The organism is Streptomyces sp. MMG1121, assembly GCF_001280015.1.
Taxonomy (GTDB): domain Bacteria; phylum Actinomycetota; class Actinomycetes; order Streptomycetales; family Streptomycetaceae; genus Streptomyces.
On sequence record NZ_LGDV01000272.1, the window covers coordinates 1 to 6304 of the forward strand.

The following is a 6304-nucleotide window of genomic DNA, read 5'->3' on the forward strand; positions in this document are numbered from 1 at the left end:
CCCGCTCACCCACACCGAGACACACGACACCCGGCCCCACCGCGGCCGCGACCACAGCTGACACCGTGCACGCCGCCCGGCCCCAGGCCCTGCGCGAGCGGCCGCAACCAGCGAGGCGGGCCGAGCGGGTCGACATCACCGGCGCCCCGTCCGCGGCCACCGTTGCCCGCCGGCGCGGGGCGCGCACGGTGTCAGCAGAGTTCGGCTCCGCGATGACCGGCTCGATCCAGCGCGCAGGCTCGCCCCGAGTGCATGGCACAGGAAGCAACCCTCCACCCCGGGCTCGACCACTCCCGCGCCCCGAGGTGACCGCCGCGGCACGGCCTGCCAGTACCTGGCGCGACCCCTCGGGCTCAGGAGGAGGGCGTGGGGCCCTCCATCCGTTCACTGACCCACTGCACGGGCTCCTCCATTTCCCTCAGGTAGGTGGCGCCGTTGTGGGTACCGCCGGGTATCTCCCACAGCTTGGTGTGGACCGGGCCCTTGCCGTAGGCGGCCATGAAGTTCTTGATGGCGTTGATGGTCGCGGGGTTCTCCCTCGTGCCGACCTGGAACGCGACGTAGACGTCCGGCCCCTTGGCGGCCGCCAGACGCTTGGCCAGCACCTTGGGGTTGTTCTCCCGCATCTCCTTCTCGTGGCCCCGCCACAGCGGGGAGTCGGGGACGATGTCGGGACCGTTGGCGATGGCGGTCTTGAACTTGTCGGGATGCTTCAGGACGGCCTTCAGGCTCGCGAAGCCGCCGGTGGAGGAACCCATGTAGCTCCAGCCCGCACGGTCCTTGATCGTGCGGAAGTTGGCCTTCATCAGGTCCGGGACGTCCTCCGTCAGCCAGGTGCCCATCTTCGGCTGGTCGGGGATGTCACTGGCGTCCCAGTAGATGCCGTGCGTGTCCGGGCCCGGATTGAGGATCGGCATGGCCAGCAGGAAGGGCTTGCCCCTGCCCTGCTCGTACCACTTGGAAATGCTCTTCTCCAGCGAGAGCCGGTCCGGGCCGAACTCGCCCACCGACCAGTAGTTGCTGTCGTTGCCGGGGCCGCCGGGCAGGGCGACCATCACGGGGAAGCCACTCGCGGCGAACTTCGCGTCCTGGTACTCCTTGGGAGCCCAGACCCACACCTTGCCCTTGAACCCGGACTTCGGTCCGTCCAGGGTGACGACGCTGACGTGGGTGCCGTCGCTCAGGGTCTCGACGTTCCTGAACTCGGCCTTGGGGCCCGTGGGCATCAGCGTCTTGGAGCCGGCGGCCTTCGCATCGTTGCCGTGCCGCGCGCCGCCGGCCTGGTCGTAGTTAACGGGGTCGCCCTTGTCCGTGAACGGCGGGATCTCGTAGTGACTCATCACCTGCCAGGCGATCAGGCCGAGCGTGGCCACGGACGCCGCCCTGATGATCCAACGTCGGGCGCGGGAGGCGCGACGTCGGCCCTTGGACCGGTGGATCCCGGCAGGTGGATTCCTCATCTTGCTGCTCCGGCTGGTAGTGCCCCGAGGGGCAAGAAGGTCAGTTCCGTCCCGTTGGATGGACGCGCCAGGGCCAGAGGTTGCTCAACCAAGCCGTTCAGCGGGTCTTTGATGCGAAATCCCGACAATCGAGCCCGCGTCTCCTCGTCCCGCGGCAACCAGGCCCACCTGCGCAGACGCCACATCAAGGCGGTCATCCCGGAGAGGGCCACCAGGCCGCCGGCCGGAAGCGGAACTCCAGCGGCGGTCGGCCCGTCAGCCTGAGGCAGCCCAGGCGCCGCAGCACGACAGATCGTGGCTGCGGTCGTCGCCCGGTCGCTTACCGCGACCTCGTGTCGCACGCCGGGCGCTTCAGTTGGCACTCGAGCAGTTCAACAGTGCGGCGGTCTTCGTGGGTCCGCCACTCGGCGGAGGCCGGAACGTGCGGCTGCGCAGGACAGCCGGCCGGTGCTTCAGATCTGGGCCGTGATCTCCGCCGCCGCCCGCTCGCCGGAGGCGACCGCCGCGTCGAGGGTGGCGTTGTCGACGTCGGTGTGCTCTCCGGCGAAGTGGACCCGGCCCTCCTGGACGGCCTCGTAGCCGGCGATGGTCGTGTACTGCCCGATGCCGTAGTAGTGGTACGCGCCCTTGTGCCAGCGGTCGAGCGACCAGTGGTCCTCGTAGGCGAGGCCGTTGTAGGAGGCGGTGGTGCCGGGAAACACCTGCTCGATCTGGGAGAGGAACCAGGTGACGTCCGCCGCCGGGGCCGGTCCGTGCGCGGCGCCGGTGAGGGTCGAGCAGGCGGTTGTGCCGCCGGGGAAGTTGACCAGCAGGGCCGGGCTGCCTTTCGGGCCGAGGGAGACGGAGCCGTCCCAGGCGGTCTGGTAGCCGCTCGGGCCGGTGTTGCTGACGCCGTTGTAGCCGAGCGAGGGCCAGGTCTTCGAGTTGAGCTGGGTCACGATCTTCGCGTTCTGGCCCATGCCCTGCCGGTGTATCGCCGTCAGCTTCAGCGTGGACAGCCCGGAGCGGGACAGATCCACGTCCCGCAGCGTGCTGAACGGCAGTGCGAGGACGAGATGGTCGGCCTGGACGCTGACCGTCGAGCCCGCCCCTCCGGTGGGGTCGAAGGTGCAGTCGTAGCTGCCGTCGCTGTTCTGGGTGACCGCCACCAGTTGGCGGCCCTGCTGTACGGTTCCGGCGGGCAGTTGCCCGACCATGCCGCTGACCAGCTGGTCGTTGCCGCCGACCAGATGGTACTTCTCGTCGAAGCCACTCCCGCCGTCGAAGGCGGACGAGCCGCCGAGGAAGCCGATCATTCCGATCGCGGAGGACCGGGCGGGTTCGCCGCCACCCTGGAGCTGAATCGTTTGGATCAGCTGGCCCAGTGCCGAGCCGGAGGGCAGGCCGATCTCGGCCAGGTAGTCCAGGCAGGAGAGCCGGTCCAGGCGCTTGGCCTCGGCAGTTGAGCTGTTCCAGCGCGGGGTGCCCATGGCCGTGTACGAGTCGGCGAAGGCGTCGTACGCCTCGGCGACCCAGTCGCTCTGCTGAGCCGCGCCGTCGTAGCGGCCGCCGTTGATCCAGCCGGCGTAGTCGCCGGCCGGCAGTTCGCCGCCGCCTGCGATCTCGGTCTTCAGGCCGAGCGACTTGGCCAGTCCCAGCACCGCGGAGTCGGTGGAGCTGATGAAGGCGCCGCCGTGCTCGTGGAGTTGGCCGCTCGCGAAGAAGCCGCGCAGCGACCAGCAGCGGCCGCCGACATGGGTGGTGTCGGCCTCGTAGACGGTGGAGGCGATGGCCTTGGGGCCGGTCCACAGGGCGTGGGCGCAGCGCAGCCCGGCCAGTCCCGCTCCGACGATCACCACGCGCGGGGTGGTTGCGGACGCGGTCGCCGCGGCAGCCCGCGCCGCCCCGGCCAGCGTGGCGCCTGCCAGTGCGGCGACGGTCGCCGCGCCGGTACCGGCCAGGAGTTGACGGCGGCCCAGAGAGGCGCGCTCCGCGCGCTCACCGGCCACCTCGGCGACGGGCATACCGCGCCGCCGTGCCTCGCCCTCCCATGAGAAGGCGAGGCCCAGCCCGCTGTCGGGCAGCCCGGTGCGGGAGGTGGAAGGGGAGGCCAGGGGGGATCTGACGGGTTCCCGGTGCATGAGAATCCCTCTCTCGGGATCGAATGATGCCGACCGGGAGTGAACTGTCGCCGCAACGCTGTTGTCAACAGTGTTGCGCTTATTCCCCACCCACGCCCAGCTCGGTGACCCTGCGCTCGATCGCGGTGATCAGTGACTCCACCCTGGCCCGGAAAACCGCGTCCAGCGTGACCGCCGCCAACTCGTCCGCGACGGCGGTGATCTGCGGGAAGTGCTCCGGATCGAGCAGCCGGTACTCGTGGGTCCAGGAGGATTCATCGGCCGCCCTGACCGTGGGCGAGAAGAGCCGGAAGGCAGCCCGCTGCCCGACCAGGGCCAGCAGCGAGTCGCCGACCATTCGGTAGTGGACGGCCGCCTCCGCGCCGCTCAGCCCGGCCTCGGTGACCGCGCCGAGGATCAGCTCGACGACACGGAATTCATTGGCCCGCCGGGTGGTCCGGCTGGCCATGGTGGAGGCCACCGCCGGGTACTTGAGCGCGACGGCCAGCGAGCCGTCGGCCAGGGCCCGGATCCGGTCCTGCCAGCCGAGGCCCTCCGGGATCGAGTCCAGCACCTCGCCCAGCGTGCGATCGGCGACCTCCAGCAGCAGCTCGTCCTTGTCGCGGAAGTGTCGGTAGACGGCGGTCGGATCAGCGCCCAGTTCCTCGCCGAGCCGACGGACGGTGAAGGCGTTCGCGCTGCCCCGGGCGGCGATGCGCAGGCTGGCCTGGACGATCGCCTCGGGCGTGAGCTCGCTTCCGGAGCGTCTGCTGCGACCGCGGCCGGGTGGCTTGTCCGCCGGGGCGGTGGCGCGTGGGGTGGGTGGTTTGGTCATGGTTCCGCCAGTGTAACGATGCGGCCCCGGCCTGCGCGCAACACCGTTGACAACAGCGTTGCGCGACGCTTCACTCCTCTCACCACCACTCGGGGAGGAATGCGCCGATGGCGTCGCACGTACCGTCACAAACCCATGCCGAGCTGCTCTTCCGGGGCGGTAGGACCTTCACCGCCGACGGCGGTGCGCAGCCCGTCGAGACAGCCGTGGCCATCCGCGCCGGGCGGATCACCGCCGTCGCGCCCGAGGCCGAACTGCGCCCGCTGGTCGGCCCCGGCACCGAGGTCATCGACCTCGACGGCGGGCTGCTCGCCCCCGCCTTCCAGGACGCCCACGTCCACCCCGCCGTCGCCGGAGTGCAGATGCTCCGCTGCGACCTCTCCGCCCACCGGAGCGCCGACGCCTGCCTCGCCGCCATCGCCGCCTACGCCGAGGCCGTGCCGGAGGCCGAATGGATCCTCGGCGGCGGCTGGTCCATGGACGTCTTCCCGGACGGTATCCCCACCCGCCACCAACTCGACGCCGTCGTCCCCGACCGTCCGGTGCTGCTCACCAACCGCGACGGCCACGGCGCCTGGGTCAACTCCCGCGCCCTGCAGATCGCGGGCCTCGACCGGCACACCGCCGACCCCGCCGACGGCCGGATCGAGCGCGAGCCGGACGGCGCGCCCATCGGCGTCCTCCAAGAGGGCGCGATGGAACTGGTCGCCCGCTTGGTGCCGGTCGCCACCCCCGAGCAGGCCCGCGCCGGCCTGCTCGCCGCCCAAGAACACCTCTTCTCGCTCGGCATCACCGCCTGGCAGGACGCCATGATCGGCGCCTTCCCCGGCAATCCCGACAACTTCTCGGTCTACGTCGACGCCGCCGGCGACGGTTCGCTCCGAGCCCGCGTCGTCGGCGCGCTCTGGTGGGACCGCGAGCGCGGTGTCGAGCAGATCCCCGAGCTGGTCGAGCGACGCCTGCGCGGCCGGGTCGGCCGCTTCCGCGCCACCACCGTCAAGATCATGCAGGACGGCATCGCGGAGAACTTCACCGCCGGCATGCTGGAGCCCTACCTCGACGCCTGCGGCTGCGCCACCGGCAACCGGGGCCTCACCTTCATCGATACCGAGGTGCTGCGCGAAGGCGTCACCCGCCTTGACGCACTCGGTTTCCAGCTCCACTTCCACGCGCTCGGCGACCGCGCCGTCCGCGAGGTCCTCGACGCCCTGCAATCCGCCCGCGCCGCCAACGGCCCAGGCGACAACCGGCACCACCTGGCCCACCTCCAGGTGGTCCACCCCGACGACCTCGGGCGTTTCGCCGAGGTCGGCGCCGCCGCCAATATCCAGGCCCTGTGGGCGGCCCACGAACCGCAGATGGACGAGCTGACCATCCCCTACCTCGGCCCCGAACGCGCCGCGCTGCAGTACCCCTTCGGGGACCTGGCCCGCGCCGGGGCCCGCCTCGTCGCCGGCAGTGACTGGGGCGTCAGCAGCCCCGACCCGCTGTGGGGCATCCATGCCGCGGTCAACCGCGCCGTGCCGGTCCAGGCTCCCAACGCCGCCGCGGACCGCCGCCCGCGCCGCCCCTTCTACCCCGAGCAGGCGCTCACCCTCGCCCAGGCCTTCACCGCCTACACCGCGGGCAGCGCCTGGGCCAACCACCTCGACCAGGAGACCGGCACCGTCGAGCCCGGCAAGGCCGCCGACCTGGTCGTCCTCGACCGCGACCCCTTCGCCGGGCCGCCCGAGGAGATCGGCGACACCACGGTTCGCATGACCTTCCTCGACGGCAGCCCCGTCTATGCCGCCACCCGCTGCCCCCCGATTCCCGCCCTCCCCCTCGCCCACTCCCCCCCCCTCCCCGCATGCCCGCTCAGCCCGCCGCTCGAAGGCCCCCATGCCCACCCTCAGGACCGCCAGCAGAGC

4 protein-coding genes are annotated in these 6304 nt (G+C 71.4%); 1 reads left to right on the forward strand and 3 read right to left on the reverse strand.

From position 1 onward, the window contains the following. Positions 1 to 353: 353 nt before the first annotated feature. The 3 genes from ADK64_RS42105 to ADK64_RS42115 form a co-directional block, all read right to left on the reverse strand. A complete protein-coding gene (locus tag ADK64_RS42105) occupies positions 354 to 1373 on the reverse strand; it encodes an alpha/beta hydrolase (protein ID WP_107093244.1) in 1020 nt (339 codons plus the stop codon). Between the two features lie 539 nt (positions 1374 to 1912). Further along, the gene (locus ADK64_RS42110; RefSeq protein ID WP_053667551.1) at positions 1913 to 3580 is read right to left on the reverse strand and encodes a flavin monoamine oxidase family protein; all 1668 of its coding nucleotides are present in this window, start codon (positions 3578 to 3580) and stop codon (positions 1913 to 1915) included. 79 nt (positions 3581 to 3659) lie between these two features. Further along, positions 3660 to 4394, reverse strand: coding sequence for a TetR/AcrR family transcriptional regulator (locus tag ADK64_RS42115; protein WP_053667552.1), 735 nt, complete (start codon positions 4392 to 4394; stop codon positions 3660 to 3662). A gap of 107 nt (positions 4395 to 4501) precedes the next feature. Between ADK64_RS42115 and ADK64_RS42120 the strand changes: the two genes are divergently transcribed. Then, positions 4502 to 6304 (forward strand): amidohydrolase (locus ADK64_RS42120; protein WP_078993173.1); only part of this gene is annotated, 1803 nt, incomplete at its 3' end.